Raw genomic sequence first — 25,722 nt, 5'->3', positions numbered from 1 at the left:
GAGAGGTGGGCGGCGGTGGGTGGTGTCCCGGACCGCCGGGCCGGTGGCAGCCTGGCCGGTCCGCGACGGGTGAGGCCCCGGACTCGCCGGATCGGGTCAGCGGCTCCAGCCGGTGAGGCGCCTGCCCGAGCCGTACGGGCCGGGACCGTGCGGACCGGGACCGTGCGGGCCCGGACCGGGGTCGGCCACGGCGGCGGTGAGGGCCCGGACGAGCCAGGCGTTCACCGAGACGCCGGAGCCGGCCGCGGCCTGCTCGACGCGGGCCTTCAGCGCTTCGGGGAGGCGCAGGGTCATCCGGGCGGTGCCCTGCTCGGTCTCGCCGGGAGGGGCGGGGGGCTCCGGCGGCACGGGTGCGTGGGGCGGCGAGGGGACGTGGGGAGGGCCGGGCGGACCGGGAGGACCCATGGGCGGCCGGCCCGTGGAGAACGGGAAGCCGGGCGGGAAGTGCCCCGGGAACGGGAAGCCGGGCGGGAAGTCGTGCGACCCGGCGGGCTCCTCCTGCGGCAGGCTCACCACGAACTGCGGTTCCCGGCCGCGGATGCGCACCTCGACCACGCCGGGATCGATCTCCCTGGTGACCTCGTCGGCCGCGTCGGAGAGCACGTCCATGAGCGTGAGCCGCACCGCCGGGTCGAGCGCGGAGGCGAGGCGCTCGGCGGCCTCGCGCACCTCGGGGCCCGCCACCTCGGCCGCGGCGGTCAGCTCCCGGCGCAGGCCGTCGATGTACGATGTCAACTCCATGACGTCATCATGGCATCATCGTGACGTCATTTCAAGTCCCTCTGACGTCGGACGGCGGCGAGGGTGGACACGGCCTCTTCCATCCTCCGATACTCGGCTGGACCGGTGCCCGGCACCCGCCACCGGTCCGCACGGCGTGGGTATGGCAGGAACGTGAGCGCGCAACGAGCGTGGGCCCGGACACGGACGAGGGCGGGGAGCGCGACGGGGAGAGGCGATGAGTGAGATCTTCGACGAGGCGGGCGTGCGCGACCTCTACCACCGGCTGCTGGACTCGTGGCGGCGCAACGACGCCAAGGAGTACGCCGCGCTGTTCGCCGAGGACGGCATGATGGTCGGGTTCGACGGCAGCCAGGTGGCGGCCGCCGAGATCCTGGGCCACCTGTCGGCGATCTTCGGTGATCACCGGGTCGCCACCTACGTCACCAAGGTGCGCCGGGTGCGGCCGCTCGGCGCCGACCACGCGATGGTGCAGGCGATCGCCGGCATGGTCCCGCCGGGCGCGGACGACCTCAGACCCGAGGTCAACGCCTTCCAGACGCTCGTCGCCGAGCGCCGCGGGGGGACATGGCAGATCGTGATGTTCCAGAACACCCCCGCCCAGTACCACGGCCGCCCCGACCTGGCCGAGCGGCACACCGCCGAGATCAGAGAGGTGTTGCGGGCGGGGGCGGACGCCGGGCCGGTCTGAGCCGGTCGTCCGGCATGACAGGGGCGGGCGGGGCGATCCGGGACCGTCTCTAGGAGAAGACCGGTTCCAGGGCGGACTGCGGGGCGGAGGCGATGCGCATGCGCAGCCGTACCGATGAGTGGCCCGGGTTCTGGGAGATGGTGAACTCGTCGCAGAGGCGGCCGATCAGCCACAGCCCGAACCCGCGTGAGGCGTCGGCGCCGGGCAGCCGGCGGCGGGCGTCGAGCGGGGACAGCCGGCCCATGGCGTCGGTGATCTCGACGTGCACGTCGGTCCCGTCGTGCGAGACGGACACGGTGCCCTGGCCTCCGCCGTGCTCCAGCACGTTGATCACGGCCTCGTTGGCGGCCAGCAGGAGGTCGTCCAGACGGCGGCCGCGCAGACCGGCCCGCTCGGCGGAGTCGGTGATCCGGTCGCGGAGGGTGGAGAGATCCGCAGTGATCGCCCACTGGCGGAGCTGAACGCTTCTCACTGATCTCCCCTGCGGTGTCGTGCCCGGTGCCGGCTCCTGCCCCGGGTCAGTAGATTAGCGGTCGCCCGCCGGAAGCATGCTGCCGGAGTACCCATTTCAGCCCGGATCATTGATGCTTTTCCCTTCCGGTCGGCAAAAATCCCGCCAAGTCCGGCGGACCGGGGTCACCGTGAGGAGGCGGCCAGCGCCTCGTGCGCCTCGGAGAGGGTGCCGTGCAGGGAGAAGGCGCGCGCCAGCCCGGTGAGGTTCAGGATCCGGTTCAGGCGGGCGTTGGCGCCGACGAGGGCGACGACGCCGCCCCCGGTGGTGATGGTCTGCCGGGCGTTCAGGAGCATGCGCAGGCCGGTGGAGTCGCAGAACGTCAACTGACTCACATCGACGATCAGGTTGTGGCAGCTGCCCAGGTCGTCGAGGGCGTCCTTCAGGTGGACCGAAGTGGTGTAGTCGAGTTCACCGGTCAGCCGAAGCACGCACGCCTTCGGTTCCTCGTGGTCGAGGGCCCAGGTCAACGAGCTGGTCGGGGCGCTCACTACGGCTCCTCACGCGATGGGCCGGCCGATGGGGGACGGCCGCGGACGATCAGCCTATGGTACGGACAGGGCCAAGATAGCGGTGTCGTCGGCCAGCCCGGCACCGAAGTCGGCCAGCAGCCCTCGCATGACCGTCACGACCTCCTTGGCCGTCCGGCCCGCGAGCGGGGCGAGCAGCCCGCGCAGCCGTTCCTCGCCGAACAGGTGGCCGTCGGGGGTGCGGGCCTCGGTCAGGCCGTCGCTGTGCAGCAGGAGCGCGTCCCCCGGGTGCAGACGCGTCCGCACGGTGGTGATCGTCGGGTCGGGGAAGACCCCCACCACGCATCCGTCGGCCGGGTGCAGGGCCTCCACCTGGCCGCCGGCGCGGACCACCTGGGCCGGAGGGTGTCCCCCCGCGGCCAGCACCAGGTCGAACCCGGCGCCGTCCGGGGTCAGGAGACCGAACTGGACGGTGCAGTACCGCGGGTCGCCGGGCTGCTGCTCCTGCAGCAGCACCGTGTTGAGATTGTGCAGCACCCCGACGGGGTCGGGATCGTAGGTGGCCGCGGCGCGCAGCGTGTAGCGCGCCAGCGAGGTCAGCGCCGCCGCCTCGGCCCCCTTGCCGGACACGTCCCCCAGGAACAGGCCCCAGCGCCCGTCGCCCAGGGCGAAGACGTCGTAGAAGTCGCCGCCGACCCGGTCGCTGGAGGCCACGTGGTAATAGGCGGCCAGCTCCAGTCCGGGCACGTCCGGCAGGATCGACGGCAGCAGCGTGCGCTGCAGCGTGCTGGACAGCAGTTCCAGGCGCTCCCGCTCCCGCTCCAGCTCGCGGCGCATCCGCCGCTCGCGCGCCACCGTGGCCATCGCCGCCAGCCGTACCTCCAGCTCGTCGGCCACCAGGGCGGCCAGGTCCTGCAGCGTCGCGAGCTGCGCGGCGTCGACGGTGCGGGGGCGGACGTCCAGCACGTTGACGGTTCCCAGCCGGTGGCCGTCCGAGGTGATGATGGGGGCCGCGGCGTAGAAGCGGATCCCCGCCGGGCCGTCCACCAGGGGGTTGTCCATGGCGCGCGGGTCGGTGCGGGCGTCGGTGACGACGTACGGCTCGCCGTACAGGATGGCCGAGGCGCACAGGCCGGGCTCGCGGCTGATCTGGCTCATCCCGGCGGGCAGCCCCCGCTGGGCCTTGAACCAGATGCGGTCCTCGTCGACGATGGTCACGGTGGCCATGGGAACGTCGAACGCGCGGGCGGCCAGCGCGGCGACCCGGTCGAAGGCGCCGTCGGGCGGGGTGTCCAGGATCTGATAGCGCCGTACCGCCGCCAGCCTCCGGGGCTCGTCCCCCGAGATCACCGACATGCCGTCCACGTGCGCCTTTACCACCTGTCCCCCTTCGCTCGCCGCAACCTTCCCGGAAGATGACTGGATCGGTACAACCCCGGTGAACGTCCCAATATCTTCCATCCAGTCCGTATCGGTGTGAGCGAGGGCCGCAGCGGGCGTCCAGCCGGATCCGGTGATCGTTTTCTCCCATCCGTGAAGGGTCCGCCACCATCGGAGATCGTCGGATGAGGGACCCCGGCGGCTTCTCATGGCAACCTAATGTATCTGGATGATTACACTATGTGTAGATTCAGGGTGTCTAGAGAATACCGGCAAAAATCGGGAAACTGCCCCATATCTCCTTCACAGCCCCGTGGCGGCGGGTGAGGGGCGCACGGTCTCGCCGCGGGGCGTTCCGGCCGGCCCCCGCGCTGCTCCGGCCGTTCGCGTCTAGGAGCCGGGCCTGTAGGTGCGGGGTGTGCGCTGGTCGGCTTCGGCGGCCAGCTGGCTCTCCACCATGGCGCACCAGCGGTGCCATTCCTCGAGCTCGCGGTGTTCGGTGACGTCGCCGGCGTTGGCCTGGGCCAGCAGGCGGTGCGCGTCGGCCGCGGAGGTGTGGGCGTTGGCCAGCGCGTGATGGCCGTGATTGGCTCGGGCTTCGGCCATGGCCAGGCCGACGGCCAGCTCTCCCAGTGCCCGGTGCCGCTTCTCCTCCGAGGGGTCGAGGTCGCCCGGGCCGACCTCTGGATCTTCTGCCCTGCCATCCATACCTGCCCGCATGCCCGCTATCTCCGGGATATAGCGCGTATCACGAAATATCAGCCCGGGCGATAGGGAAGTCCTGCTCGCCGTCCCGGCCAAATGTCCATCAGCGCAGGTGGTGGGCTCGGCATAGGCATGCCCGCCGACGGCGTGGCGTGACCGGCAGGAGCGGGCCGTCTGCCGATAGTGAATGACGTGTGGAACGTGGTCAGGCGTCGCCTCCGGCAGGTCCCCTGGGCGCAGGCCGCCCCGGCGGTGCTCGCCGTGGCGCTGGTGGCCGTCGTGGGCGTGGTGCTGTCGGGTCTGACGGGCGCCGTGCTGCAGCGTGCCCAGCAGCGCACCGTCGAGCAGGCGATGGACCGGCGCGCGGCGCTGGTGAACGGGGCGGTGACGGCGCAGGCCGGGCGGTACGTGGACGCGCTGCGCATGATGGCCGCCGCCATGGGGGCCTCCGAGCCGCTGACGAGGGCCGGGTTCGTCCAGCTCACCCGGCCGCTGCAGCAGATGCGGCTGGCCGGCGCGTCCTCGATCGTGTTCCTGGTGGCGGCCGGCGACGAGCAGGTCCCGCGGGTGCAGCGGGAGTGGCGCGACCGGGGGGCGGCGGGCCTGAAACTGGCCGCCGAGGGCACCGGGCGCGAGCACATCTTCTCGATCTTCAACGAGCCGTTGAACGGCAACCTGCGGCAGCCGGTCGGCATCGACGCCACCCAGGCGGCCGAGCCCGCCCAGGCGCTGACCGAGGCGCGCCGCAGCGGCCAGGTGACGGTCTCCGACACCTACTACCTGCTCGGAGAGCGGGGCCTGCCGCCGGAGCGCCGTCAGCTGTCGTTCGTGCTGACCGTCCCGGTCCACGCCGAGACCCCGGCGGACGGAGGACGGCGCAGGTTCGTCGGCTGGGCCCTGATGGCGCTGCACGGCCAGGACTTCATCGGCGAGGCCCTCCCGCCCGTCACCTCGCGGCTGGTCGGCGTACGGCTGCGCGCGCGCCACAGCGGCGGCGCCGTGACGACCGTCGCCACGCTGGCCATGATCGGCGACCGCTCTTCCCCCGACATGAGCCGTACCGGTGAGGTGCGCGTCGCCCAGCGGGCCTGGCAGCTCGACGTCACCGCCTCAAAGGAGTCGCTGTCCGGTGCGTCCGGGGCGCTGCCGGTCACCGTGACCGCCACCGGGACCGTGGTGAGCCTGCTGCTGGCCACGCTCGTCTTCGTCCTGGCCGGCAGCCGCGCGCGGGCGCGGGCGCAGGTGGTGGCCGCCACCGCCGAGCTGCGCGCCGCCGAGGCCGGGGCGCGCCGCCAGAGCGGGCTGCTGGCCGCGGTGCTGGACAGCGTGGGGGACGGGGTCGGGGTGATCGACGAGAAGGGACGGTTCCTGCTGTACAACCCGGCCGCCAGGGAGATCCTCGGCATCGACCATGATCCCTACGACATCGAGGAGTGGCAGCGCCGCTACGGGGCCTTCACCCCCGACGGCTCGGCCCCGATCCCGACCGGGGAACTGCCCGTGATGCGCGCGCTGACCGGCCGGAAGGTGGAACGGGCGTCGATGATGATCCGCCACCCCGGCCGCCCGGAAGGGGCGGTCATCTCGGTGTCGGCCCAGCCGCTGGACCCGGCGGCCGGGCAGGCGGGCGCGGTGGCGGTCTTCCATGACATCACGGACAGGACCCGGGCCGACGAGCGGCTGGCCGCCGCGGCCGCGGCGCTCCAGGAGGAGCTGGTCCGGCGCACCGCGAGCGAGGCCGAGCTGCGCGGCGCGCGTGACGAACTGGCGGTGCAGAAGGCCTATCTGACCCAGGTGCTGGACGCCATCGACGTCAACGTGATCACCTGTGACCTCGACGGCGTCATCGTGCACGCCAACCGGGTCGCCCGCAGCGCCCTGCCGCCCGCCGACCGGCCGCTGACCGTCGCCGAGACCACTCCGGTGGTGCACATGACCCACGGCGACGGCACGCCGATGACGATCGGGCAGACCCCCCTGATGCGGGCGCTGAGCGGGGAGGACGTCGACCTGGAGATGACGGTGACGCCGCCCGGCCGCGGCAGGCAGATCGTCATGATGCACGCGCGGCCGCTGCGGCACACCGACGGGAGTCTCATCGGCGCGGTGGCCTCCTCCTACAACATCACCGCGCTGCGCGAACGCGAGGCCGAGCTGCAGGCCTTCGCCGGTGTCGTGGCCCACGACCTCAAACGCCCGCTGAGCGCGGTGCGCGGGTTCGCCGAGCTGGTGTACGACGACCTGGCCGAGGAGCCGGAGTCCACCGGTCCCGGCGGGCCGCGTGAGACGACCGGCCGGAGCGGGGCGACCGGCCGGGGCGAGGGGCGGGCCGCGGTGCGCATGCGGCACCTGGACCGGGTGCTGTCGGCGACCGCGCGGATGAGCCGCCTGATCGACGACCTGCTCATCTACGCCGCCGCCCGCGACGCCGCCGTGAACCTGCAGACGGTCGACCTGGACGCGATGGTGCGCGAGATCGTGGCCGAGCACGTGGCCGCCGCCGGAGCCGACCGGGCCGGTCCCGCCCCGCAGGTGTACGTCGGCATTCTCCCCCGCGTGCGCGCCGATCCTCCGCTGGTCCGCCAGCTCGTCGAGAACCTGATCGGCAACGCGATCAAGTACACCCCGCCGGGGCAGGCCCCCCGCGTCGACGTCACCCCCCACCCCGCGCCGGAGGGCTGGGTCTGCGTCGAGATCGCCGACCGGGGCATCGGCATCCCTCCCGACCAGCACCAGGCGATCTTCGCGGGGTTCCACCGGGCCGCCACCACCTACAGCGGTACGGGCCTGGGGCTGGCCATCTGCCTGCGGGTCGTCGAACGCCACGGCGGCACCATCGTCGCCGAGGACAACCCCGGCGGCGGCGCCAGGTTCCGCTTCACACTGCCCGCGGCCCCGCCCTCCTGATCCGCCCCGCGCGGGCTCACTCCGGCCGGTGCCGCCGGTAGTAACGGGCGACGCGCGCCCGGTTGCCGCAGCGCGCGGCCGAGCACCAGCGCCGGCGCGGATGCGCGGGCAGGAACAGCATGACGCAGTCGTCGGCCTCGCACCCGCGCACCCGGGTGATCGCCGGATCGGTCAGCAGAGCGGCCACGGCCTCGGCGAGCAGGGCCGTCAGGCGGGCGCCGGGGGTGCCGGGACGGCGGGTGGCGGCCGTGACGGACGTGCCGTCCCAGGACAGCTCCCGGACGGCGGGCGCCGCGCCCTGCGCCCGGTTGAGCCCGCGCAGGGCGGCGCCGGGCGGGCGCTCGCCCCGCCGGGCGCGCTCGATCGCGGCGGCGGCGTGCCCGCGTACGGCGTGCACGGCCGACAGGTCGGACGGGGTCAGGGCGGAGATCTCGTCCTCGGTCAGGCCGGGCAGCCGGTCGCGCTGGAGGGTCAGCCACGAACGCAGCCCCTCGGGATCGGCCAGCAGGTCGACCGGCCCCTGCGGGGTGCGCGGCCGGGTGTTGACCAGGTCCAGGGCGAGGGGCTCGCCCGTCAGCGGCATGAGATCGCTCATGACCTAATGGTAAACGGACGAGTTGACCCGTTAGATGGAGATCGGTTACTACTAATGCATCTTCGCTTCGAGGAGGCATGTGAAATGACGTTCCCGGCCATCGCCCGCACGTTGCACCGCCACATCGACGTCGACGGCGTGCAGGTCTTCTACCGCGAGTCGGTCCCCTCCAGGGCCGACGCCCCCGTCATGCTGCTGTTGCACGGCTTCCCGTCGGCCTCGCACCAGTTCCGCAGGCTCATCGACGTGCTCGGCGACCGCTACCGGCTGATCGCCCCCGACTATCCCGGTTTCGGCCACACGGTGACCCCGGACGGATTCGCCTACCGTTTCGACACACTGGCCGACACCGTCGAGGGCTTCGTCGAACGACTCGGCCTGACCCGGTTCGTGATGTACGTCTTCGACTTCGGCGCGCCCGTCGGCTTCCGGCTGGCGGTCCGGCGGCCCGAGTGGATCGCCGGCCTGGTCGTGCAGAACGGCAACGCCTACGAGGAGGGCCTGTCGGACGCCGCCCGCGGCTTCATCGCGCTGCGCCCGCAGGACGAGGGGGCCGAGGAGACCGTGCGCGACCTGCTGACGCCGCCCGCCACGCGCGGCCAGTACGAGGGCGGCACCGCCGATCCGCGACTCGTCGCGCCCGACGGCTGGACGCTGGACCAGCACTTCCTCGACCTGCCGGGGCGCAAGGAGGCGCAGGTCGCGCTGGCCTTCGACTATCACACCAACCTCGGCCGGTATCCGGAGTGGCAGCGGTGGCTGCGCGAGCGGACCCCGCCCACGCTCATCGCCTGGGGCGGGAACGACCCCTTCTTCACCGAGCCGGGCGCCCGCGCCTACCTCCGCGACGTCCCCGGCGCCGAACTGCACCTGTTCGACACCGGGCACTTCGCCCTGGAGGACAGGCTCCCCGAGATCGCCCCGCTGGTCGCCGGATTCCTCGACCGCGTCCAGGCCGGCGGGAGGCCCTGAGCTTGTCCGTCGATCTCCGGGCGGACCGGACCCGAGGCCGTCTTGATCACCGGGCCAGGCCGGCGAGGAGTTCGTCGCGGCCGCTCACTCCGGTCTTGCGGTAGATCGATTTCAGGTGGTCGTGCACGGTGTGCTGGGACACGCCCAGCCGCTTGGCGATCTGCTTGCTCGGCAGCGCGTCGAGAAGGTGCCGCACGACCAGGTGCTCTTTCGGGGTGATGTCGTACCAGGCGGTGATGGCCGACAGCAGGGTCGTCCCGGACGCCGGCTGGACGGTGACCACCACCTCGGCCGCCTGCGGATCTCCGATGAGCTGGCCGCGCAGCTCGATCCAGCCGTCCATCTCGGGCAGCCGGGCGAGCGCCTCGCCGTTGTCGCGGCGGGCGGCGGAGACGATGTTCCGGATGTGGCCGTAGGGGTCGTCGGCGTGGCGCCCGCACTGCTGCGACCCGAGCCGCTGCAGCCAGTCGTGGGCGGTGGCCGAGGCCGCCCGCACGGTGTCGTGGCCGTCGACCACGATCAAGCCCGGAGCCAGGTCGCTGCGCACCGGCCGCAGCGGCCGTCCGGTCACATGCCGCTTGAGGGCGTGGGCCAAGGGGGCCGACAGCCGTTGGGCGCGCAGCGCGTCGTCGGGGGAGAAGGGGCGATGGAACGGCTCGCGCAGCAGGCCCAGCATGCCCCACACCCGGCCGCCGGTCTTGAGCAGCAGGCGCAGCTCGCTGCCGGACCCGGCCTCGGCCATGATCTCGTGCAGCCGCTCGTTGTGGCGTTCCCGCGGCAGGCCGGAGTCGCCCGGAACGCCGGCCGGAGCAGGGGCGGCCAGGGCCGCCGGCGAGTGCAGGTCCCGGCCGGCGGCCTCATCGATCTCCAGCCGGCGGTGCGCCATGCCGTTGTTGCCGTGGGCGGCGGTGACCAGGCAGCCCGTTCCGGCGAGCGGATCCAGTCCGGCCAGGAGATAGCCGTCGTGCGGCACGACCCGACCGACCATCTGCGAAAGCACGATCCCCAGTTCGGCAGGGGTGGCGGCCTCCGCAGCGGCCGGAGCCGCCATACGGCAGATCGACTGCAGCTGTTGACTCTTCATGCCCCGACTGTGCGGTGCCCGCCACCCCTAGATCTAGGGATTTCTACCGGTGACGCCCCTGTCTGACACTCGGTGAAGCGATGTCCCGGATGCCCCCGGCATCCGGCGAAAGAGACACGAGACAAAGGAGTTCACCATGTTCGCCACTCGCCGTACCCTCGCCGCCCTCGCGCTGGCCACCACCGCCCTGGCCACGTCCGCGGCGCTCGCCGCGCCCGCCCACGCCGCCGGAGCCACCGTCTCCAAGAGCGGTACCGCCGTGAAGATCGTGGGCACGACCGGCAACGACAGCGTCGACGTCACGGACTTCGCCAACGGCACCGTGAGGGTCTCCTCCATCCTGCACTCGGTCACCGCGGGCGCGGGCTGCACGCAGCTGGGGGCCGTGGTGCAGTGCACAGGCGCCACCAGGATCCAGGTCTCCATGTCGTCGGGTGACGACACCGCGCGCATCACCGGTCCCCTGCCGGCGACGATGAGCGGCTCCGCAGGCGTCGACCGGCTCTCGGGCGGCAGCGGCAACGACAGCCTCTCGGGCGGGTCGGGCAACGACTTCCTGTTCGGCAACGGTGGCGCCGACTTCGCGGACGGCAGCGCGGGGACCGACTCCTGCAGCTCCGAAACCGAGGTCAACTGCGAGTCCTGATCGCTCCCCGTGCCCCTGGTCGCGTGTGCGACCCGGGGCACGGGGGCTCACCTCGCCGCCGCCCCTCCCACGACGGGTCATCGATCGACGGAGAGGCTAAGCCCGCACCGCGGCGCGGAAGTGCGCCCGCAGGCGCTCCCCGGCCCTGCCGGCCGTGCCGAGCCGGTCCAGGCCTAGCAGGGCGGAGCCCACGATGGGCGGGACGTCGACGACGACCAGCTTGGCCTGCGGAGCCCGCTCGGCGAAGCTCTCCTCGAGCATGGCGCTCAGGAGCGGGTCGCGGGCGGTCAGCACGCCGCCGCCCAGGACCACCTCCACGGGGGAGCCGAGCAGGCCGAGCCGGCGCAGCGCGACCACCCCGAGGATCGTGATCTCCTCGGCCAGGCGCGCCACGACGGAGCGCGCCACCGCGTCGCCCGCCTCGGCGGCCGACATCAGCGGCGGCACCAGATCCTGCAGCCGGGCGTAGGGGAGGTCGCCGAAGTGCACGGCCAGGGACACCTCCTCCACGGTGCGGGTGCCGAAGCGCTCGCGCACCGCGCGCTCCAGCACGGTGGCCGGGCCGCGGCCGTCCTCGGCGCGCACGGCGTGCCAGAGCACCTCCTCGCCCAGGCCCAGCCCGCCGCCCCAGTCGCCGGTGAGCCTGCCGAGGGCGGGGAAGCGGGCGACCTGCCCGGTGGGGGAGACCCCGACCGCGTTGATGCCCGCCCCGCAGACCACCGCCACGCCCGACGGGCCCGAGGCCCCGGCCCGCAGCAGGGCGAAGGTGTCGTTGCCGACGACCGCCTCCCGGGCGTAGCCCCGGGCGAGGATCTCCTCGCGCAGGGCCCGCTCCTCGGCCGGCAGGTCCGCGCCCGCCACGTAGGCGGCCACGTGGTCGGCGTACGGCACGTCCGCGCCCGGGCCGAGCATCCGTCGCGCGATCTCGCCGATCACGTCGACGGCGGCGCCCACGCCCGCGCGCTGCGGCTCGAAGGCCGCGCCCCGGCCGGTGGCCAGGACGGAGCCGTCCTCGCCGACCAGCGCGACGTCGGTCTTGCTGTTGCCGCCGTCCACGGCCAGGACGGTCCTCACGCCTGCGCCCAGGGCAGGTGCCGCCGGTTGGCCTCGACCAGGCGCCGGGCCAGCTCCCCGGCCGGGGCGGCCTGGCCGACCAGCGGGTGGGCGAGCAGCGCGTCGGCGACCCGCTCGCGGCCGCCGTGCAGCGCGGCCTCCAGCGCCAGCGTCTCGTAGGCCGTGACGTGGGCGATGAGACCGGCGTAGAGGGGCTCGACGGCCGGTACGGCCAGCGGCACGGCACCGGAGGCGGTGATCGTGGCGGGCACCTCGACGACCGCGTCGTCGGCCAGGAACGGCAGCGTGCCGTCGTTGCGCAGGTTGACCACCTGGACGTCGCCGCGGTCGCCGAGCAGCGAGGCGATCAGCGCCACGGCGGCCTCGGAGTAGAACGCGCCCCCGCGCCGCTCCAGCAGCCCGGGCTTGGTGTCCACCGCCGGGTCGGCGTACATCTCCAGCAGCCGGCCCTCCATCGCCGCGACCTCGGCCGCCCGCGAGGGCTTGGCCCGCTGTTCCTCCACCACGAGGTCGTGGGCGTAGAAGTAGCGCAGATAGTAGGAGGGCACCACGCCGAGCCGGCGGATCAGGCCGACCGGCAGGCCGACGTCGTCGGCGATCTCCTCGCCGTGCTCCTCCAGCAGCTCGGGCAGCACGTCCCGCCCGTCGAGCAGGACCGCCCGCTCCCACGTCAGGTGGTTCAGGCCGACGTGACCCAGGGAGATCCGCCCGGGGTCGACGCCCAGCTTCGCGGCGAAGCGGCGCTGGAAGCCGATCGCCACGTTGCACAGGCCGATGGCCCGGTGGCCGGCCTCCAGCAGCGCCCGGGTGACGATGCCCACCGGGTTGGTGAAGTCGACGATCCAGGCGCCGGGCGCGTGCTCGCGGATCCGCGCGGCGATGTCCAGCACGACCGGCACCGTGCGCAGGGCCTTGGCCAGGCCGCCCGCCCCGGTGGTCTCCTGGCCGACGCACCCGCACTCCAGCGGGAGCGTCTCGTCGACCTCGCGCGCCGCCTGGCCGCCGACGCGCAGCTGCAGGAGCACGGCCACGGCCCCGGCGGCGCCCTCCTCGACCGAGGCGGTCGCGGTGACCTTCGCCGGGTGCCCGGCGCGCGCCAGCATCCGGCGGGCCATCCCGGCGACCAGGCCGAGCCGGCGGGTGTCCGGGTCGACCAGCGCGATCTCGGTGAGGGGCAGCTCCTCCCTCAGCCGTGCGAACCCGTCGATCAGCTCCGGCGTGTACGTCGAGCCGCCCCCGACAACGGCGAGTTTCACCCTTTAACTCCTGTCAAGGTGACGCCCTCGATGAAGACTCTCTGGGCGAGGAAGAACACGATGATCACAGGTGCCATGACGAGCAGCGTGGCCGCCATGGTGAGGTTCCACTGCACGCTGTGCAGGGCCTTGAAGGACGCCAGCCCGATCGACAGCGTCCAGTTGTCCAGGTTCGTGGAGGCGTACAGCAGCGGGCCGTAGTAGTCGTTCCAGCAGTAGAAGAACTGGAACAGCGCCACCGCGGCGATCGCGGGCCGGGCCATCGGCAGCACGACCCGCACCAGCGTGGTGAAGTCCGAGCAGCCGTCGACCCGGGCCGCGTCGGTGTAGTCCTTGGGGATCGTCAGCAGGAACTGGCGCAGCAGGAAGATGGAGAAGGCGTCGCCCAGCAGCATGGGCAGGATCAGCGGCCAGAGCGTGCCGGTCAGCTCGGCCCGGGCCCAGATCAGATAGACCGGGACCGCGACCACCTGCGGGGGCAGCATCATCATCGCGATGACCGCCAGGAAGGCGGCCCTGCGCCCGGGGAAGCGGAAGCGGGCCAGCGCGTAGGCCACGGGGATCGACGACAGCAGCATGAACACGGTGCCCAGGACCGCGTACAGCATCGTGTTGCCGATCCACAGCAGCAGCGGGGACCGCTCGAAGATCTCGGCGAAGTTGCCCCAGTTCCACGACCGGGGCCACAGCTGGCTGGTCAGCGCCTGCTGGTCGGTCATCAGGGCGGTCAGCGCGATGAAGACCAGCGGCCCGATGAACATGATCGCCAGCGCGACGGCGAGGGCGTGCGTGGCGATCCAGTACAGGATCCTGCGCCCCCGGACGCTCCGGGCGGTCCGGCCGCGCGGCCGGGAGGCCGGGGCCTGGGGGCGGGTGGCCAGGGCGGTGCTCACGAGACCTCCCGGTCGAAGGCGCGGAAGCGGCGCAGCAGGATCAGGGTGAAGGCCATCGAGGCGGCGAACAGCAGCAGCGCGAGCACGCAGGCGTAGCCCATGGAGAAGTCGCGGAAGCCCGCGTGGAAGAGCCACTGCGGCAGGGTCAGCGTGGACATCTCCGGATAGCCGGGTGTGAAGCTGCTGCCGGGGGAGTCGGTGGCGCCGGAGGCGACCCTGGCGGCGATCATCGCCTGGGTGAAGTACTGCAGGGCGTAGATGACGCCGGTGACCGCCGAGAACACCAGCACCGGCGAGATCGTCGGCAGCGTGATGCTCCGGAACTGCCGCCAGGCCCCCGCCCCGTCAAGGGCGGCCGCCTCGTACAGGTGCCGGGGCACGTCCAGCAGGGCGGCGAGGAAGATCACCATGGTGTTCCCGACCCCCCACATGCCCAGCAGGGTCAGGCTCGGCTTGGACCAGTCCCTGTCGCCGAACCAGTCGGGGCCGGTGACGCCGATCAGCTCCAGGAGCTGGTTGACCGGGCCGGTGGCCGGGTTGAGCAGGAACACGAACGCCACCGTGCCCGCCACCGTCGGGATCAGCGAGGGCAGGTAGAAGATCGTCCGGAACAGGCCCGCGCCCGCCTTCAGCCGGGTCACGAGCTGGGCCAGCCCCAGGGCGAACAGCACCTGGGCGGGCACCATGAAGACGACCAGCCACAGGGTGTTGCCGATGGAGACGAACGCCCGCTCGTCGGTCAGGAAGTAGCGGTAGTTGTCCAGCCCGACGAACTCCAGCGTGAACAGGTCGTAGCGGTGGAAGGAGAAGTAGACGGTCGCGGCCAGCGGGTAGAGGAAGAAGACGGCGAAGCCCACCAGCCACGGCGACAGCCACACGAGGGCCCGGAGGCCCTCGCGGCGCCGCCACGTGCGCGGCGCCGCAAGGACGGTGCTCACCGGCCGGTCACCCCCCGGAGAGCTTCAGCTTGTCGTTGATCTGCTTGTCGACCCCGGCCAGGCCCGCGTCGAGGTCCTTCACCGAGCCCTTCTCCCAGGCCTGGACGAAGGAGCTGAAGGCCTCCTGGTTGAAGACGCTGTTGACGTTCGCCGGAAGCGTGCTCGTCCTCGGGTGGGCGAAGACGTCGAGGAAGGTCTGGAACTGCGCGTCCTTCTTCAGGTCCGGCGACTCCATCGCGGCCTTGGTCGTCGGCACGTTGCGCAGCGCGTTGGACAGCGTGACCAGGCCCTTGGTGTCGGTGGTCAGATACTTCACCAGCTCCCAGGCGTGCTGGGGGTGCTTGGCGCCCTTGGGCACGCCGATCACGGTGCCCGCGGTGAAGCCGCTGCCGTACAGCTCGGGCCGGTCGTCGGCGACGGGCAGCGGGGCGGTGCCGTAGTCGAGGCCCTTCGCGTCATTGGCGATCATGGCGTTGCGCCACTCGCCGTCCAGGACCATGGCGACCTTGCCCTTGTGGAAGGGGTGCTCGGCGCTCCACTCGTCGCCCAGGCTCTTGCGGAACTTGTCGAGCTTGTCGTAGCCGTACCAGTCCACGAGCTCCTTCTGCCACTGCAGCAGCCGCTTCCACGCCGGATCGGAGCCGATGGCCGAGGTGCCGTCCGCGTTGTACCACTTGGCCCCGACCATCGGCCCGAGGTGGGCGGGGGAGTTCTCGTAGTACTGCACGCTGGGGATGAACCCGGCGACCTTGATGGTGCCGTCGGCGTCGCGCACGGTGAGCTTCTTGGCCAGCTCGGTCAGCTCGCTCAGCGTCTTGGGCGGCTCGTTGCCCTTCATCAGCGCCTTGTTGTAGTAGAGGCCGTAGGCGTCGGCGAGCATCGGCATCGTGCACCGCCTGCCCTCGAACTCGGTGTAGGCGCGCGCGGCCTCGGGAAGCACGCTCAGGTCGATGCCGTCCTGCTTGATGACGGGGTTCAGGTCCTGGAAGACCCCGCTCCTGCACCACTGGGCGACGTTGTCGGTGGTGAAGGAGGAGGCCACGTCGGGCGCCGTGCCGCCGCGGACGGCCTGGGTGATCTGGTCGTCCTGGACGCCCTTGGTGAGCTTGACGGTGATCTGCGGGAACTTCGTGCGGAATCCGGCGATGGCGTCCTCGAACGCCTTGACCTCGCTGTCGGCGCTGAAGCCGTGCCACAGTTCGATGGTCGCGGCCGGCAGGGCCGAGGCGGCCGAGCCGGAGGGCCGGGGCTGGGAGCCGAGCGCGGGCCCGCTCTCCTTGCCGGCGGTGCAGGCGGTCAGGGCCGCACCCGTCATCGTCACGATGACGGGTACGGCGAAGGTGATGAACCGTCGGTTCACGGCAGTCGCCTCCTCGCGTGGGGGGATACAGGAGGGCTCGGACGGGATCAGGAGGGAACTGTGGAGCTGAAGACCTCGTCGCGAGTGGTGGTGAGGGCGAGGTCGAGGGCGCCGGTCAGGACCGGGTTGCCCTCGACGGTGGACAGCAGCAGGGGCGGCCGGGGGACGGTGAGCGCGTGCAGCTCGTGCTCGACGAGCTCGCGGAGCGTCTCGCCCCCGGCCATGAAGGTGCCCCCGGTCAGGACGACGACCTCGGGGTCGACGACGGCGGTGATGGCGGCCAGGCCGACCGCCAGGCGGGCGGCGACGTCACGGAGTCCGGCGCGGGCGTCGTCGGCCCGCCTGCCCTCGCCCTGCGAGGCCCGTACGGCGTTGCGCACGGCCGCGGTGAAGCCGGCGCCGCGCACGCCGTACGATCTGAGGATCTTCAGGACGGTCGGGCCGCCGGTGAGGGCCTGGAAGCCGTGGTCGGCGTTGCGCCCGACCTCCCGGGCGGTGGGGGCGCCGAGCGCGGGCATGTAGCCGACCTCGCCCGCGCCGCCGGTGGCCCCGCGGTGCAGCCGCCCGCCGAGCACCAGCGCCGAGCCGAGGCCCTCGTCGGCCCAGAGCAGCACGAAGTCCTGGTGCCCCCGGGCCACGCCGCGGTTCTGCTCGCACAGGGCGACCAGGTTCACGTCGTTCTCGACGGCGACCTCGACGCCGAGGCCCTCGCGCAGGGTGGGCACCAGGTCGGGGATGTGCCAGCCGGGGATGTGGCCGCCGTAGCCGAGCCTGCCGGTGACCGGGTCCAGGGCGCCCTGGATGCCGACCACCACGCGGCGCAGGTCGCCGGGCGCTCCGGCGCCCTGGAGCGCGGCGCGCAGCCTGCCCACGATGTCCTTGCCGGAACGGCCCGGGGTGGGCAGGCGGTGCTCGCCGATCACGGTCCCGGTGATGTCGGCGACCCGGGCCTCGATGCGCGAGGGGGTCACGTCCACCGCGGCGACGTGGGCGGCGTCCGGGTTGAGGCGGTAGACCTCGGCCGTGCGGCCCGGCATGCCCTCGCGGATGCCGTCCAGGACCACCAGCCCCGCGGCCTGCAGGCGGGCCAGCAGCTGGGAGGCGGTGGGCTTGGACAGGCCGGTCAGGGCGCCGATCTCCGGTCGGGTCAGCGGGCCGCGTTCGAGGAGGGCCTGGAGCGCGGCGCGGTCGTTGATCGCGCGCAGCAGGCTCGGGGTGCCCGGTGTCGGCTGTGCCACAGCCCCTCCAGATCCGTCGGCTCGGTAGTTAGGAAAGTTTCCTAACTCGGAATGAATGTAGGGAGCCACGGGGGAGGCGTCAAGCATGGGAGGGCCGCCGCGATCAATATGTGACGGTGGTCAGCGCGCGGCGGTGAGGGCTCGCGGGCCGCGGGAGCGGCGTACGCGGGGAAGGGGCCGGCACGGCACGTGGAGCAAGTGGAATGCGGTGACCTCGACGGACCTGCTAGGGTGATGGTTTGTCACAACAACCAGCACAACAAGCTTAATTCAGCTCTATGGCCCGGAGTATCCCATTACTATCAACGATAATGGAGCGACGGCAACCCGTCAAATCGAGCTCGCCAAGGAGCAGGAGTACGTCTCCTCCCTCTACGAGCGGCTCGATCTGCTGCGCGAGCGCACCCAGCGGCAGCTCGACGGAGTGCTGGCCCAGGGTGGGGGCGGCACCCACCAGAACCGCTCGGAGCGCGACACCTTCGCCGGGATGTACGCCGAACGGCTGGCGCGGCTGTGGGCGGTGGAGAACAGTCTGTGCTTCGGGCGGCTCGACAACGCCGACCACACCTCCCTCTACATCGGCCGCATCGGCCTGGCCGACGACGACCAGCGGCGCCTGCTGATCGACTGGCGGGCCCCGGTGGCCCAGCCCTTCTACCGCGCCACCCCCGCCGCGCCGATGGGCGTCACCCGCCGCCGCCACCTGCAGACCAAGGGCCGCACGGTGATCGGCGTCGACGACGACCTGCTCGACCTCGACAACCTCACCGACGAGGACGTGGCCACGCTCAACGGCGAGGCCGCCCTGCTGGCCTCCATCGACGCCCGCCGTACCGGCAGGATGCGCGACATCGTGGCGACCATCCAGGCCGAGCAGGACCGCATCATCCGATCCGACCTGAACGGCGTGCTGGTCGTGCAGGGCGGTCCGGGCACCGGCAAGACCGTGGTGGCCCTGCACCGGGCGGCCTACCTGCTGTACACCCACCGCGAGAAGCTCGCCCGCCGGGGCGTGCTCATCCTCGGCCCCAACCCGACCTTCCTGCGCTACATCGAGCAGGTCCTGCCCTCCCTCGGCGAGACCGACGTGCTGCTGTCCACGGTGGGGGAGCTGTATCCGGGGGTCACCCCCGGGGTCGCCGAACGCCCCGAGGCCGCCGCGCTCAAGGGCGACGAGCGGATGGTGCAGGTCGTGGCGCGGGCCGTACGGGAAAGGCAGCGGGTGCCCCGCAAGCCGATCGACATCAAGCTGGACCGCTACACCCTCAGGCTGGACGGCCGCACGCTGGAGGCCGCGCGCAACCGGGCCTCCCGCTCGCGCAGGACCCACAACGAGGCCCGGGCGGTCTTCGTCCGCCACCTGCTCAACGCGCTCGCCCGGCAGGCCGCCAAGCAGCTCGGCAAGGGCATGATCGACGACGACGAACTGGCCGACCTCCGCGAGGACCTGCGCACCGAGCAGCCGGTGAAGGCGGCGCTGAACCGGCTGTGGCCCTACACCACGCCGCAGCAGCTGCTCATCGGGCTGTTCACCTCCCGTGAGCGGCTCGACTACGCCGCCGCGGACCTGAGCCCGGCCGAGCGCGGGCTGCTGCTGCGCGAACCCCCGCGCAAGGGCGAGAACTGGTGGACCGAGTCCGACGTGGCGCTGCTGGACGAGGCCGCCGACCTGCTCGGCGACATCGACCCCGCCGTGCTGCGGGCCGGGGCGTGGATGGCCGAGGAGGAGCAGGCCGCGGCCCGCGCGGCCGAGCAGGAGGAGGGCCGGGCCCAGCTCGCCTACGCCAAGGAGGTGCTTGAGCTGACCGGCCTGTCCGGCATCATGGACGCCGAGAAGTTCGCCGCCCGGCACCTGGACGACGAGTTCTACCTCACCACCGCCGAGCGCGCCGCGGGCGACCGCACCTGGGCCTTCGGTCACGTCATCGTGGACGAGGCGCAGGAGCTGTCGCCGATGGACTGGCGGATGGTCATGCGGCGGATCCCGACCCGGTCGATGACGATCGTCGGCGATCTGGCGCAGACCGCCTCCCCGGCGGGGGCGCGGTCCTGGGGACAGGTGCTCGACCCCTACGTGGCCGGGCGCTGGCGCGCGGAGAACCTCAGCGTCAACTACCGCACCCCCGCCGAGCTGATGGCCGTGGCCGCCGGCGTGCTCCCGCTGATCGGGCCGGGGCTCACCGCGCCCTCCTCGGTCAGGGAGACCGGAGAGCAGCCCTGGGCCGCCTCCCCGGTCGAGGCCCTCGTCCCGGCGGTGAAGGCGGAGATCGTCGAGGGCGGCCGCCTGGCCGTGATCGTCCCCGCCTCCCTCATGGACGAGCTGGGGCGGCAGGTCGCCGCCTCCGTCGAGGGCGCGGTCGCCGGGCCCGGTACGGCCGCGCTGGACGCCCCCGTGGCCGTCCTGACGGTCACCGACGCCAAGGGGCTGGAGTTCGACACGGTCATCGTGGTGGAGCCGGCCCTGATCCTGGAGGAGTCACCGCGTGGGGCGAGCGACCTCTACGTGGCGCTGACCCGCGCCACCCGCAGGCTCGGAGTGATCCACACCACTCCGTTGCCCGGAGCGCTCGACCGGCTTGAGCGGCGCCAGATCACGTGAGAGCATTGGTAGCTCTCGTCGATCATGTCCTAGCTGCGGAATCTGGCGTTTTCGCAGCTGGTGACGGGGTTGACATCTGGACCGAGGTCGGTAGTTTGCTGCCCGGTCCAGCACGGGACTGGCCGGTTGGCCGTCTCCGGCATCGCCGGTTCCTGCGTCCGCGGCGGAGTGCGACTCCGCCCGAACAGCCAGGTGCAGCAGTCGGCGGTCCGCCGGGTCGGGGCACCCCAACCGGGCGGGGGATTGGACCCAGGAAGGGTCTGGACGCCCAGTAGACAACGGCAATCCGCGCTCGCCGCCGACGGGACGGAACCGGTCCGAAGGGCGGTCCAGACCCTCTTCCCGCTCCCGTGCCGCCGCAAGCGCCGGGGTGGTCTCCAGGGCAGGAGACCACCCCGTTGCCGCATTCCGGCGGGTCCTCCGGGGCGCCGCGGGTTCTTCAGGACCGCCCGTGCAGCGCCGGGGTGGGAACGCCGTTGCGCGCCGGACCGCCCTCCTGCTGCTGCTCGGTCTTCTGCGGGGTCTTGTGCGGGGCGGACGCCGCCTCGGCCTCCTCGATCGTGTGCTGGCACTGGCAGTAACCGTGCTCGACGATGAGCCTCGCCCGTGCGGAGGTGAACTGCCGGCGGTCCGTGGCGGGCAGCACCCCCTTGCAGGCCTCGCACTGCGTCGTCGGCTCACTCATCGCCTTGCCCCTTTCGCTGTTCCACCCGGCAAGGAATGCCTTCCCTCGCGAGTCAGCGCCTCATACCCGCTACAGACTCCAGAATGCTCGCCGTTACTCATTTATGGGCGGGGCATGCCGGTTCTTTACCTTCCGGTGGGCGGGAGGCGACGCGCGGCCGGTGGGGGGCCGCAGGTGACGGGAGGGTTTGGGGCCCGTCGGCAAGGGCGGTAGCGTTCGGGCTAGCCGCCCGGACATCGCAGGCGACCGTCCGGACCGGCTCGCCCGACCATCGCAAGGAGCCCCACCCGTGGTGCAGGAGAAGACGGCCCCCCCGGCCGGGGAACGACCCGCGGCCTCCCGGCCGGTGACCTCCGGCGCCTCCGCGGGCCGGGGCGTCCTGGTCCGGGCCGCCGCCGCGGCGGCCGGCGGGCTGCTGCTGTACCTCGCCTTCCCGCCGATCGGCCTGTGGTTCCTCGCCCCGTTCGGCGCCATGCTGATCCTGCTGACGGTGTACGGCCGCCGCCCCCGCCGCGCCGCCTGGGCGGGCTCCGTCGCCGGGCTGGCCTTCTTGCTGCCCGCCCTGCACTGGGTCAGCCCGATCGGCGTGGACGCCTGGCTCGGCCTGGTCGCCATCGAGACCCTCTTCTACGCCGCCTGGGCCGTGGCGGCGGCCGCGGTGACCAGGCTGCCCCTGTGGCCGCTGTGGGCCGCGGCGCTCTGGGTGGCGATGGAGTGGGCCCGCGGGGCCTTCCCCTTCGGCGGGTTCCCCTGGGTGCGGATCGCCTTCAGCCAGGGCGGGTCGGCCTTCACCCCGTACGCCGCGCTCGGCGGGGCGCCGCTGGTGGGCTTCGCGGTCGTGCTCTGCGGCGGCCTGCTGGCCCTGGCCGCCACGCGCGCGATCCCGGCGCTGTCCGTCTCGCGTGCGACCGTGACGGCCCCCGCTCCTGCGCGGGTGCTGGTGAGGTCGCTCGCCCTGCCGCTGGCCGGGGCGCTGGCCCTCCCCGCCGGGGCAGCGGCCGTCCCGCGGCCCGGCGACGAGGGCAGGAGCGTGACCGTCGGCGTCATCCAGGGCAACGTGCCCGGCCGGGGCATGCACCCGCTGGGCGACGAGCCCGCCGTGGTCCTGCGCAACCACACGACCAAGCTGCACGAGATGGCGCGGGCCGTACGGGAGGGCCGGATGCCCAAGCCGGACATCGTCGTGCTGCCGGAGAACTCCACCGACATCGACCCCTACCGGAACGACTTCGCCCGCCAGGAGATCGACGCGGCGGTCAAGGACATCGGGGTGCCCGTCCTGGTCGGCGCCGTGGTCGCGATCGGCGACAGCAACCGCGCCACCCGCAGCCTCGTCTGGGACCCGGTCACCGGCCCCGGCCCCTACTACGACAAGCAGAAGCTGGTGCCGTTCGGGGAGTTCACCCCGATGGAGGATCTCGTGCTCGCGTTGTTCGAGCGGGCCAACCTGGTGGGCAGGCAGTCGGTGCCCGGCACCCGCGACGGCGACCTGCGGATGGGCCCGGTGACGGTCGGGGCGATCAACTGCTACGAGGTCGCCTTCGACGAGGTCGTCCGCGGCACCGCCAGGACCGGGGCCAGCCCGCTGGTGGTGCAGACCAACAACGCCACCTACGCGCTGACCAACCTGCCCCCCCAGCAGCTGGCCATGTCCCAGCTGCGCGCGGTGGAGCACAACCGGGCGGTGGTGACCGCGGCGATCACCGGCATCTCCGCCTCGGTGACCCCCGAGGGAGTGGTCACCTGGGAGACCGCCGAGCTGGTCCAGGACATGGCTGTGCTGGAGGTCCAGGTGCGCACCGCGACCACTGTGGCCACGAGGGTTGGCGCTCTGCCCGAGTGGGCCTTGATACTGGTGGGTACAGTCGCGTTGGGCGCGGTTTCGGTGGTCCGGAAGCGCGCTCTGGCGCACTCCGCGACGCAGGAGGGTGGTCAGCAGGTGGGAGACGCATGATGGAGCGGATGATCGGCCGGGTGCTCGTCATCGTCCCGACCTACAACGAGCGGCAGAACCTGCCGATGATCACCGAGCGGGTGCGCGCGGCGGTCCCCGAGGCGCACCTGCTGATCGCCGACGACAACAGCCCCGACGGCACCGGGCAGATCGCCGACGAGCTGGCGGCCCAGGACGACCACGTGCACGTCCTGCACCGGCCGGGCAAGCAGGGGCTGGGCGCCGCCTACATCGCGGGCTTCCGCTGGGGCCTGGCCGAGGGCTTCGACGTCCTGGTGGAGATGGACGCCGACGGCTCCCACCAGCCCGAGGAGCTGCCCAAGCTGCTCGACGCGCTGGCCGACGGCGCCGACCTGGCGATCGGCTCCCGCTGGGTGCCCGGCGGCAAGGTGGTCAACTGGCCCGGCTCGCGGGAGTTCCTCTCACGCGGGGCCAACGTCTACACCCGGGTCATGCTCGGCCTGCCGGTGCGCGACGCGACCGCCGGCTTCCGCGCCTACCGGGCCGCCACCCTGGAGAAGGTGGGCCTGGCCGACGTCGAGTCGCAGGGCTACTGCTTCCAGGTCGACCTCACCCTCCGTACGGCCAGGCACGGGCTGCGGGTCGTCGAGGTGCCGATCACGTTCGTCGAGCGGACGGCCGGCACCAGCAAGATGAGCAGAAAGATCATCTCTGAGGCGCTCCTGCGGGTCACCGTCTGGGGCGTCTCGGGCCTGCCGCAGCGGCTGCGCCGGCCACGCTGAGGGCGAACACCCGCCCGCCGCCCGGAGAACCCGGAACGCGGCGGCGCCCGCGGGCGTTGTCACAGTGGTACGGCTTCCGGCGAGCCGTACGGCTTCACGCGCCCCGAGTGAGGAAACGATGCGCCTTCTGCTGTTCCTGATCTTCCTGGTGGTCCCGGTCCTGGAGATCTGGGTGCTGATCCAGGTCGGCCAGGTCATCGGCGGCCCCTGGACGGTCGCGCTGCTGCTCGCCGACAGCCTCCTCGGCGCCTGGATCGTCCGCAGGGAGGGGCGCCGGGCCTGGAGGAGCCTGCAGGAGGCTCTGGGGCAGGGCCGGATGCCCGACCGGGAGCTCGCCGACGGCGCCATGATCGTGGCGGGCGGCACGCTGCTGCTCACCCCCGGCTTCCTCACCGACGTCGCCGGCTTCCTGCTCCTGTTGCCGTTCACCCGGCCGCTGATGCGCAGACTCGGCTCGTGGTTCTTCGCCCGCCGGATCCGCACGCTGGCCGCCCGGACGGCCGAGCCCGGTCTCCACATGGGCTTCGGCCCGGCGGGCTCCGCCTTCGACCCCTTCGGGGGCGCCGGCCAGGACGGGGGATCGCGCCGCTCCGGCCCGGTCATCCACGGCGAGGTCATCCACGACGACCGCACCGGACCGGTCACCCGGGACACCGGCCGGGACCTCCCGAACGCCTGAGAGGCGGCTGCGCGCCCGAGGCCCTCAGTCCCGGCGGGATCCGTCGGCCGGCGCGCCGGAGCCCATGTCCGCGCTGAGGGCCGCCAGGCGGCGCAGGGAGAGGCGGAAGAACGCCTTGCTCAGCGGCCACAGCAGCCTCCACCCGAGCCGGCCGGCCGCGCCGAGCGGCAGGTCGAGGTCCTCCTCCCAGACGATGGTGCTGCCGCCCTCGCGGGGCAGCACCCGGAAGGCCCCGGTGCCGCGCACCAGGCGCCCGGTGTGCCGGACCGCGACCGTCGACGGCGGGTCCCACTCGGTGATCTCCATGGTGTCCAGGAAGCCGACCGGCCCCACCCCGGTGAAGGCGGCGATCCCGCTCCCGGCACCGCGGCCGTCGCCGGCCGTGACGCGCGCGCGGGTCAGGAGCATCCACTCGTCGTGGCGGGGCCAGTCGGTCAGCACCGCGAAGACCCGCTCCGGGCTCGCCTGTGCGTCCGTCGAGACACTGATGCGGGTATGGCTCACCCCTCCATGATCCCCCGGCCGCCCGCGGGATCGGCGAGGGGGGCCGGGCGACCGTCCGGGGAAGGGGCGGCGGATGAGCCCGGCGGGAACCAGCCGATCTGACGTGTCTGTGGCAAATGCCGTTAAAGGTGGTGTTCTAGTTATTCGGCGCGTCCGGCGATAGGCTGCCACGGCCGAGATCGCAGGGACGGGCCACCGGTAGGGAGCGTTCGATGACGGATGGCGAGAACGGGATCCCGGGTGTCGCCGGGGCCGTGGAGCCGATGCTCCTGCCGCGCCGCGAAGACGCCCCCCGCTGCGCCCACCAGAGCGCCCGGCGCCGGTGCGTCCTGCCTCCCGGCCACACGCTGGAGCACGTCTACCCGCACCAGGCGGTGAACGGGGCCGTCAACGGGGTCAGGGCCGCAGCAGCGCGTCACTCATCCGCGCCGCAAGCCACTGCCTGAAGGAGTCCTCGGGCCAGCCGCACTGGATCACCAGCGCGTCGTAGTGGGCCGGGTCGTTGAGGACCCACAGCACGTCGGTCGCCCGCCGCAGGTCCAGCTCCGGGCGGAGCGGCCCGAGGTGGGCGAGGCGCTCGACCACCATCGCGGCGCCCTTGCGGCGGTTGTCCTGCAGGGTGGTCCAGACGTCGGTCACCTCACCCGCCGTGTCGGCGGCCCGGCGGACCGTCTCGAAGATCGGGGCCGCGCGGCCGCCGATCAGGGTGCACACCCGGGCGTAGGCGTCCAGGAGCCCGTCCTGGGTGGTGGCCTCCCACACGGGCCGGAACCACGGCCTGTCGGCCACGGGGACGGGGGCGTCGTCACCGGCCAGGGCCTCGTCGAGCACCTGGCGCAGCAGCGCGGGCTTGGAGCCGAAGGCGGCGAAGACCGTGGGGCGCGCGACCCCCGCGGCGACGGCCACGTCCGCCAGCGAGGTCGCGGCGTAGCCGCGCAGGAGGAACAGCTCGCCCGCCGCGGCGACGATCGCGCGGCGGGTCCGGCGGGCGCTCTCCTCGCGCAGCGGGGAGCGGTACCGCCGCCGCGACCGTCCGCCCTCGACCTCTTCCATATTCGTGAATACTAGTGGACTATTCGATAGACGCTGGTATATCG

Annotated in this window: 24 protein-coding genes; 8 read left to right on the top strand and 16 right to left on the bottom strand. The window is 72.7% G+C overall.

Annotation, left to right across the window (positions count from 1 at the left end; all coding sequences use genetic code 11):
• Positions 1 to 96: 96 nt before the first annotated feature.
• A complete protein-coding gene (locus tag Pta02_RS17475; protein ID WP_203875896.1) occupies positions 97 to 741 on the bottom strand; it encodes a toxin-antitoxin system HicB family antitoxin in 645 nt (214 codons plus the stop codon).
• Positions 742 to 958: 217 nt separating this feature from the next.
• On the opposite strand from Pta02_RS17475, the gene Pta02_RS17470 reads away from it, so the two are divergent.
• Complete coding sequence (locus Pta02_RS17470; RefSeq protein ID WP_203875895.1) at positions 959 to 1,432, top strand: SgcJ/EcaC family oxidoreductase; 474 nt, start codon at positions 959 to 961, stop codon at positions 1,430 to 1,432.
• A 49-nt stretch (positions 1,433 to 1,481) separates the two neighbouring features.
• On the opposite strand, the gene Pta02_RS17465 is transcribed toward Pta02_RS17470, so the two are convergent.
• The 4 genes from Pta02_RS17465 to Pta02_RS17450 all read right to left on the bottom strand — a co-directional run bounded on the left by Pta02_RS17465 (position 1,482) and on the right by Pta02_RS17450 (position 4,501).
• Positions 1,482 to 1,904: an ATP-binding protein gene (locus tag Pta02_RS17465; RefSeq protein WP_203875894.1), complete on the bottom strand. Its 423-nt coding sequence runs from the start codon at positions 1,902 to 1,904 to the stop codon at positions 1,482 to 1,484.
• 164 nt (positions 1,905 to 2,068) lie between these two features.
• Positions 2,069 to 2,434, bottom strand: coding sequence for an STAS domain-containing protein (locus Pta02_RS17460; RefSeq protein ID WP_203875893.1), 366 nt, complete (start codon positions 2,432 to 2,434; stop codon positions 2,069 to 2,071).
• Positions 2,435 to 2,488: 54 nt separating this feature from the next.
• Positions 2,489 to 3,793: a PP2C family protein-serine/threonine phosphatase gene (locus Pta02_RS17455; protein ID WP_203875892.1), complete on the bottom strand. Its 1,305-nt coding sequence runs from the start codon at positions 3,791 to 3,793 to the stop codon at positions 2,489 to 2,491.
• Between the two features lie 390 nt (positions 3,794 to 4,183).
• Positions 4,184 to 4,501: a hypothetical protein gene (locus Pta02_RS17450; RefSeq protein WP_203875891.1), complete on the bottom strand. Its 318-nt coding sequence runs from the start codon at positions 4,499 to 4,501 to the stop codon at positions 4,184 to 4,186.
• Positions 4,502 to 4,690: 189 nt separating this feature from the next.
• Between Pta02_RS17450 and Pta02_RS41935 the strand changes: the two genes are divergently transcribed.
• Positions 4,691 to 7,405 (top strand): ATP-binding protein, encoded by a 2,715-nt coding sequence (locus Pta02_RS41935; protein WP_203875890.1) that lies wholly within the window; start codon positions 4,691 to 4,693, stop codon positions 7,403 to 7,405.
• Between the two features lie 16 nt (positions 7,406 to 7,421).
• Here Pta02_RS41935 and Pta02_RS17440 read toward each other — a convergent pair whose 3' ends face one another.
• Positions 7,422 to 8,000, bottom strand: a complete 579-nt coding sequence (locus tag Pta02_RS17440) for a CGNR zinc finger domain-containing protein (protein WP_203875889.1) — start codon at positions 7,998 to 8,000, stop codon at positions 7,422 to 7,424.
• Between the two features lie 84 nt (positions 8,001 to 8,084).
• Here Pta02_RS17440 and Pta02_RS17435 point away from each other — a divergent pair, with 84 nt between their 5' ends.
• A complete protein-coding gene (locus Pta02_RS17435; RefSeq protein WP_239130805.1) occupies positions 8,085 to 8,972 on the top strand; it encodes an alpha/beta fold hydrolase in 888 nt (295 codons plus the stop codon).
• 46 nt (positions 8,973 to 9,018) lie between these two features.
• Here the strand turns inward: Pta02_RS17435 and Pta02_RS17430 are convergent, their stop codons facing one another.
• Positions 9,019 to 10,056, bottom strand: coding sequence for a helix-turn-helix transcriptional regulator (locus tag Pta02_RS17430; RefSeq protein ID WP_203875887.1), 1,038 nt, complete (start codon positions 10,054 to 10,056; stop codon positions 9,019 to 9,021).
• A gap of 136 nt (positions 10,057 to 10,192) precedes the next feature.
• Between Pta02_RS17430 and Pta02_RS17425 the strand changes: the two genes are divergently transcribed.
• The gene (locus Pta02_RS17425) at positions 10,193 to 10,702 is read left to right on the top strand and encodes a calcium-binding protein (RefSeq protein ID WP_203875886.1); all 510 of its coding nucleotides are present in this window, start codon (positions 10,193 to 10,195) and stop codon (positions 10,700 to 10,702) included.
• 96 nt (positions 10,703 to 10,798) lie between these two features.
• Here the strand turns inward: Pta02_RS17425 and Pta02_RS17420 are convergent, their stop codons facing one another.
• From Pta02_RS17420 to Pta02_RS17395, 6 genes are read right to left on the bottom strand one after another with little or no spacing between them, the layout of a single operon-like run.
• A complete protein-coding gene (locus Pta02_RS17420; protein ID WP_203875885.1) occupies positions 10,799 to 11,776 on the bottom strand; it encodes an N-acetylglucosamine kinase in 978 nt (325 codons plus the stop codon).
• Entirely contained in the window at positions 11,773 to 13,032 is a 1,260-nt protein-coding gene (locus Pta02_RS17415) for a 6-phospho-beta-glucosidase (protein WP_203875884.1), read from the bottom strand. The genes Pta02_RS17420 and Pta02_RS17415 overlap by 4 nt, the downstream gene beginning before the upstream one ends.
• Positions 13,029 to 13,925 carry a carbohydrate ABC transporter permease gene (locus Pta02_RS17410; protein ID WP_203875883.1) on the bottom strand — a complete coding sequence of 299 codons (897 nt, stop codon included), beginning with the start codon at positions 13,923 to 13,925 and terminating at the stop codon, positions 13,029 to 13,031. The genes Pta02_RS17415 and Pta02_RS17410 overlap by 4 nt, the downstream gene beginning before the upstream one ends.
• The gene (locus Pta02_RS17405; RefSeq protein ID WP_203875882.1) at positions 13,922 to 14,863 is read right to left on the bottom strand and encodes a carbohydrate ABC transporter permease; all 942 of its coding nucleotides are present in this window, start codon (positions 14,861 to 14,863) and stop codon (positions 13,922 to 13,924) included. The genes Pta02_RS17410 and Pta02_RS17405 overlap by 4 nt, the downstream gene beginning before the upstream one ends.
• Positions 14,864 to 14,870: 7 nt before the next feature.
• Positions 14,871 to 16,223, bottom strand: coding sequence for an ABC transporter substrate-binding protein (locus tag Pta02_RS17400; protein ID WP_239130804.1), 1,353 nt, complete (start codon positions 16,221 to 16,223; stop codon positions 14,871 to 14,873).
• Positions 16,224 to 16,270: 47 nt separating this feature from the next.
• Positions 16,271 to 17,461, bottom strand: coding sequence for an ROK family transcriptional regulator (locus Pta02_RS17395; protein WP_203875881.1), 1,191 nt, complete (start codon positions 17,459 to 17,461; stop codon positions 16,271 to 16,273).
• A 301-nt stretch (positions 17,462 to 17,762) separates the two neighbouring features.
• On the opposite strand from Pta02_RS17395, the gene Pta02_RS17390 reads away from it, so the two are divergent.
• Entirely contained in the window at positions 17,763 to 20,060 is a 2,298-nt protein-coding gene (locus tag Pta02_RS17390; RefSeq protein WP_203875945.1) for an ATP-binding domain-containing protein, read from the top strand.
• A gap of 439 nt (positions 20,061 to 20,499) precedes the next feature.
• On the opposite strand, the gene Pta02_RS17385 is transcribed toward Pta02_RS17390, so the two are convergent.
• Positions 20,500 to 20,745 (bottom strand): hypothetical protein, encoded by a 246-nt coding sequence (locus Pta02_RS17385; RefSeq protein ID WP_203875880.1) that lies wholly within the window; start codon positions 20,743 to 20,745, stop codon positions 20,500 to 20,502.
• Between the two features lie 289 nt (positions 20,746 to 21,034).
• Between Pta02_RS17385 and lnt the strand changes: the two genes are divergently transcribed.
• The 3 genes from lnt to Pta02_RS17370 all read left to right on the top strand — a co-directional run bounded on the left by lnt (position 21,035) and on the right by Pta02_RS17370 (position 24,121).
• On the top strand, positions 21,035 to 22,699 hold the full coding sequence (gene lnt / locus Pta02_RS17380; protein WP_203875879.1) for an apolipoprotein N-acyltransferase: 1,665 nt from the start codon (positions 21,035 to 21,037) through the stop codon (positions 22,697 to 22,699).
• Positions 22,699 to 23,442 carry a polyprenol monophosphomannose synthase gene (locus Pta02_RS17375; RefSeq protein WP_203875944.1) on the top strand — a complete coding sequence of 248 codons (744 nt, stop codon included), beginning with the start codon at positions 22,699 to 22,701 and terminating at the stop codon, positions 23,440 to 23,442. The genes lnt and Pta02_RS17375 overlap by 1 nt, the downstream gene beginning before the upstream one ends.
• Positions 23,443 to 23,560: 118 nt before the next feature.
• A complete protein-coding gene (locus tag Pta02_RS17370; protein ID WP_203875878.1) occupies positions 23,561 to 24,121 on the top strand; it encodes an FxsA family protein in 561 nt (186 codons plus the stop codon).
• 24 nt (positions 24,122 to 24,145) lie between these two features.
• Here the strand turns inward: Pta02_RS17370 and Pta02_RS17365 are convergent, their stop codons facing one another.
• A complete protein-coding gene (locus Pta02_RS17365) occupies positions 24,146 to 24,625 on the bottom strand; it encodes an SRPBCC family protein (RefSeq protein ID WP_239130800.1) in 480 nt (159 codons plus the stop codon).
• Between the two features lie 396 nt (positions 24,626 to 25,021).
• Positions 25,022 to 25,678 (bottom strand): TetR/AcrR family transcriptional regulator, encoded by a 657-nt coding sequence (locus Pta02_RS17360; RefSeq protein ID WP_203875877.1) that lies wholly within the window; start codon positions 25,676 to 25,678, stop codon positions 25,022 to 25,024.
• Between the last annotated feature and the right edge of the window lie 44 nt (positions 25,679 to 25,722).

Source organism: Paraplanobispora takensis (assembly GCF_016863195.1).
GTDB classification, from domain to species: Bacteria; Actinomycetota; Actinomycetes; order Streptosporangiales; family Streptosporangiaceae; genus Planobispora; species Planobispora takensis.
Note: the sequence above shows the minus strand (reverse complement) of the source record. Positions and strands in the feature narration are given on the sequence as shown.

Excerpts from the sequence above, each read along its gene's own strand:
- Pta02_RS17475 (WP_203875896.1), bottom strand. The coding sequence starts at position 741 with ATGGAGTTGACATCGTACATCGACGGCCTGCGCCGGGAGCTGACCGCC.
- Pta02_RS17470 (WP_203875895.1), top strand. The coding sequence starts at position 959 with ATGAGTGAGATCTTCGACGAGGCGGGCGTGCGCGACCTCTACCACCGG.
- Pta02_RS17450 (WP_203875891.1), bottom strand. The coding sequence starts at position 4,501 with ATGGATGGCAGGGCAGAAGATCCAGAGGTCGGCCCGGGCGACCTCGAC.
- Pta02_RS17440 (WP_203875889.1), bottom strand. The coding sequence starts at position 8,000 with ATGAGCGATCTCATGCCGCTGACGGGCGAGCCCCTCGCCCTGGACCTG.
- Pta02_RS17435 (WP_239130805.1), top strand. The coding sequence starts at position 8,085 with ATGACGTTCCCGGCCATCGCCCGCACGTTGCACCGCCACATCGACGTC.
- Pta02_RS17430 (WP_203875887.1), bottom strand. The coding sequence starts at position 10,056 with ATGAAGAGTCAACAGCTGCAGTCGATCTGCCGTATGGCGGCTCCGGCC.
- Pta02_RS17425 (WP_203875886.1), top strand. The coding sequence starts at position 10,193 with ATGTTCGCCACTCGCCGTACCCTCGCCGCCCTCGCGCTGGCCACCACC.
- Pta02_RS17385 (WP_203875880.1), bottom strand. The coding sequence starts at position 20,745 with ATGAGTGAGCCGACGACGCAGTGCGAGGCCTGCAAGGGGGTGCTGCCC.
- Pta02_RS17375 (WP_203875944.1), top strand. The coding sequence starts at position 22,699 with ATGGAGCGGATGATCGGCCGGGTGCTCGTCATCGTCCCGACCTACAAC.
- Pta02_RS17370 (WP_203875878.1), top strand. The coding sequence starts at position 23,561 with ATGCGCCTTCTGCTGTTCCTGATCTTCCTGGTGGTCCCGGTCCTGGAG.
- Pta02_RS17360 (WP_203875877.1), bottom strand. The coding sequence starts at position 25,678 with ATGGAAGAGGTCGAGGGCGGACGGTCGCGGCGGCGGTACCGCTCCCCG.